The sequence below is a fragment of the Corynebacterium sp. KPL2850 genome, from assembly GCF_040225855.1.
In the GTDB taxonomy this organism is placed as follows: Bacteria; Actinomycetota; Actinomycetes; order Mycobacteriales; family Mycobacteriaceae; genus Corynebacterium.
This window is the reverse complement of the sequence record NZ_JBEHFV010000060.1, coordinates 1-3,159: the sequence shown is the minus strand read 5'-3', so window position 1 is coordinate 3,159 and position 3,159 is coordinate 1. Positions and strand designations below refer to the sequence as shown.

Here is a 3,159-nt window from a genome sequence, read left to right as displayed (position 1 = left end):
GGGCGTTCTGACTCGATTACCAGGTTCGCGGCTTCACGCCGGTACTCCGGCGTGAATTTCTGGCGTTGTTGACTCACGATGAACATCCTCTCTTACGGACACAAAATCCGCACTAATCGGGTGTCCACTAAACCAGGGTAGCCTCATAAGGGTCTGACCAGGGAGTAATTTATGTTGTCACGTTTTGCGACAACGATTTGACAACGCCAATACCCAAAAATCTCACAAAACCAATACTGATAAAAACATCCAAAGTTAGAAAGGAACCCCATTGCGGCAAAAAGTAGCAAAGGACCTGACCCCTGTTAGGTAGACACCTGATATCCAGCCCGGTTGGGTTGGGAAGAAAGGTAATCTTCCACCATGCCTAGGTATTCCGAACAGTTCAAACGTGATGCTGTGGCCCTCTACGAAAATAATGAGGACCTCTCACTTCACGTGGCTTCAGCAGAGCTAGGAGTCAATCGTTCCTCACTTTATTCTTGGATCAAGCAGTACGGCACCAGCAAACGTGCCCGCACGAAGACCCTGCGCGATGAAGCTCAAGTGATGACTGATTCAGAGCGGATCCGTCAGTTAGAAAGAGAGAACGCGAAGCTGCGCGAAGAACGTGACATTCTGCGTAAGGCCGCGAAATATTTTGCTTAAAGCAACTCACTGGTGATCCGCTTCCAGTTCGTCGATGACCACCGAATAAAGTACTCGCCTCACACGGATGTGCCACGTGTTAAAGCTCAATCGTTCCTCGTTCTATAAATGGGTCCACACCCGTAAAAAGCGCAGGTTAAAGATGCATTCCGACGGTCTTATTGGTGCAAGAATAAAGACCATCTTCGATGATGAGCATGGGCTTTATGGTGCTAAACGCATCGCTGCAAGCCTCAACAACGATTCGGGCATTCGCCCAATCAATCACAAGAAGGTCGCACGCATCATGAAATCCATGGGGCTTAAAGGCTTTTCGAAACAGCGTCGATGCATCACCACTCGGCGTAAGCCTGGCGACCGAGCCATGCCAGATTTAGTAGGCCGCAAATTCACTGCGGACAGGCCCAACCACGTGTACGTAGGCGACATTACGTACCTGCCGTGTAAGGGCGGCAAGAATATGTACCTGGCCACAGTCATCGACGCCTACTCGCGCAAGCTCGTTGGCCATGCACTCGCGGTTCGCATGCGGGTATCGCTGGTTATCGAAGCTTTGTCTCATGCTGGAAAGGTCCGCGGAAGCCTTACAGGGGCAATTTTCCATTCCGATTACGGCAGTGTTTACACATCGCAGGCATTTAGGGACCACTGCGCCCAGCTTGGTGTGCGCCAATCCATGGGAGCGGTGGGTACAAGTGCCGATAACGCCCTAGCAGAATCGTTTAACGCCGCTTTCAAGCGTGAAGTCCTGCGTGATCGGAAAGTCTTCGAAAGTCCAATCAGCTGCCGCCAGGAAGTCTTCCGGTGGTGCATACGCTACAACACGCGCAGACGACACTCCTGGTGCAACTTTCAAGCCCCCGATGACTTCGAAGCACTTAATTCAGCTACATTGAGCCAAGTAGCATAGCTACCCTCCGACGTGTCTACTTTCCGGGGGCAGGCCCCCGGAGGGCGTAATGACATCACTCATATGATCAGCATTAATGGCCTACCTAATAACGAGGCTGATGTCACTGCTGTGGCGGTCGATCCAAACAATCCAAACAACCTCTACTTCAGAGTTGAAGGTGACGAGGGACTCTACAAGCTCGATCTTTCGCCTATCAAGGATGATTCCAAGGACGCTGATGAGTTCAGCAATATCATGCGAAAGCTTCCTAATGGGTTCAATCAAGACTTGAAGTAAGAATCCTTACGTATTTAGCCCCGCTGTATCACTCAGCGGGGTTGTTTCGTTTTTTGAATTGAAACTAGAGCTTTCGTGGTCTGCGTTTGCTTGACATGTTCGCCAAGGTAGTTCGGGATGGTGGAAGGTGAACAGATATATAAAATCACATAAAGGTACCGTAACAATAATGATTATCGGTTGTATTGGAGCTTTGGGTGTGGTGCACTAGCCGAGTCCATCAAGATTCGAGAAAGGCCTAAATATGAAGGCTATGAAGGCTTTGGGTGTAGTAGCACTACTATCGATTGGCGTCACGGCGAATGCTTTGGCAGCATCGCCAGCACATGCCACACCAGCAGAAACTGACTCTTACGAGCGCATCGCTCAGACGACGATTGAACTGCGTGAGAAAGAGCACATTGATCCGAAGGCTGAGACTCCAGACCATATCGTACAGCAAGTTTTAAATGAATCCGGCTCTGCAGGGGATAAAACAGGCCTTCGAGACTCCGGCGACAATTATGGAACCAACATCGGTAGGCATGAAGCGGCAGCCTGCGCGACCAATCCTTATGATTGTAAGCGCGCGAAATCAGCAATCAAGGACGCGGAACGTATTTCCTCGCAAACGTTTCCAAACAAAGTAACGAACGATAACATTCAGGACGCTGATAGGCATTGTGTATGGCAGGCGCTGACAACGATCCGGGCTAACGCAGATTTTGCACGAAAAATTGGCGATGCCCACGAAACAGACCATCCTGGTTCTCCTGAAGCTGGGCACATGGATCAAACAAACAATGCCATTGGTCGAGACATTGGATTGCGACACGAAGGAGATGAAGCGGGCGCCATCAATGAATGTCATGCGCAGGCTAAAAACGGTGGTTTGATCAAGATAAACTGATTGGTAAGGAATTTGTTGTGAAAGAAAGAACGATCATTCCGGGAATACTTTTTGGAATTGTCGTGGGCGTCGCAACCCTTTACGGCGGAGTGGTCCTGTCCACATGGCTTCCAATACCTTTCGTCTTCTATGGGCTACCTCTACCTTCATTGGTGGTGTGGGGTGTATTAGCCATGTCTGTCTACATGTTGAAAAAGGGTCGGCTTAGCGACCGATCATGGCGTGCTTTTGCCTTCACATTCGCTGCGGCTTTCGTCGTATCAGCGTTCTTATGGGTGAGCACCATTTCTGGCTATGGAAACTTCGCATAGCCTATAGATATGGAACCGCTGTAAGGCCAATTACAGTTAGTCCCTGGACCTGACCCCCATTCGGTGGACACCTGATATCCAGCCCAGTCGAGCTGGGAAGAAAGGTAATCTACCATCATGTC

Annotated in this window: 2 protein-coding genes and 1 pseudogene; all 3 read left to right on the top strand. The window is 49.9% G+C overall.

Annotated features, from left to right (window positions below):
* Window positions 1-363 precede the first annotated feature (363 nt).
* Window positions 364-1,558, top strand: a pseudogene (locus ABRP93_RS11500) (IS3 family transposase).
* 12 nt (window positions 1,559-1,570) lie between these two features.
* The gene (locus ABRP93_RS11495) at window positions 1,571-1,837 is read left to right on the top strand and encodes a hypothetical protein (protein WP_349888007.1); all 267 of its coding nucleotides are present in this window, start codon (window positions 1,571-1,573) and stop codon (window positions 1,835-1,837) included.
* 244 nt (window positions 1,838-2,081) lie between these two features.
* Window positions 2,082-2,726: a DUF6973 domain-containing protein gene (locus tag ABRP93_RS11490; RefSeq protein ID WP_349867262.1), complete on the top strand. Its 645-nt coding sequence runs from the start codon at window positions 2,082-2,084 to the stop codon at window positions 2,724-2,726.
* Window positions 2,727-3,159: the final 433 nt, after the last annotated feature.

Excerpts from the sequence above, each read along its gene's own strand:
- ABRP93_RS11490 (WP_349867262.1), top strand. The coding sequence starts at position 2,082 with ATGAAGGCTATGAAGGCTTTGGGTGTAGTAGCACTACTATCGATTGGC.